General features: G+C 71.0%; 1 protein-coding gene. It reads left to right on the top strand.

The genetic code is table 11. From position 1 onward, the window contains the following. Window positions 1–254: 254 nt before the first annotated feature. Window positions 255–597, top strand: a 343-nt coding sequence (locus HC022_RS28340; RefSeq protein WP_167454576.1) for a hypothetical protein, incomplete at its 3' end; no start/stop codon positions are given.

The raw sequence follows: 597 nt of genomic DNA, 5'->3' as shown, positions 1-597 counted from the left end.
AGCGGGCAAGGGCGGGCGCCATCTCCGGCTCCCGCCCTCGCGAAGCTTCGCCCCTGCGCGCCGCGTGTCAGGTGCGGCAGCCCGCGCGAGGGACGGGCTGCCGGCCTTCGGCTCAGCGGGTGACCAGGTGGGTGCGGCCGCTGGTCCCGCCGCCCGGGCCAGTGCGGCTGGTCGGGGTCTTGGACTGGCCGTCGCCGGAGGTACGGTTGCGCTCGGGGCCCCGGTTGGGGGGCTCGCCGGCGGGCGAGGTCAGCGTGCTCGAGGTCGCGCAGGTGGCCGACCCGGAGGCCCGGGCGCAGTCGCGGGACGTGGCGATCGTGCCGCCGTTGTTGCCGGTGACGGTGACGTTCTGCGTCGGGGCGGCGGCGGTGGCGGTGGCGGCCAGCCGGGGCGGGCGTCTGGCCGGGTGCCGTTCTGGCGACGGGCAGGTGTCGGGCTGTCAGGAGGCGGCGATGATTAGCTTTTGCAAACCATCGGTTTGCAAATTATGCCGGTGCACCTGCAGCAAGATATCTTGCGATGAGGCGGCGCATCGTGCAGAAACACGTGAATTGGAGATGATAAAAGGGGGACACCCGATGAACATCGCTCAGAAAC

Source organism: Salipiger sp. HF18, from assembly GCF_011806505.1.
Taxonomy (GTDB): domain Bacteria; phylum Pseudomonadota; class Alphaproteobacteria; order Rhodobacterales; family Rhodobacteraceae; genus Salipiger; species Salipiger thiooxidans.
The sequence above is the reverse complement of the archived record's forward strand: the minus strand, read 5'-3'. Positions and strand labels throughout refer to the sequence as shown.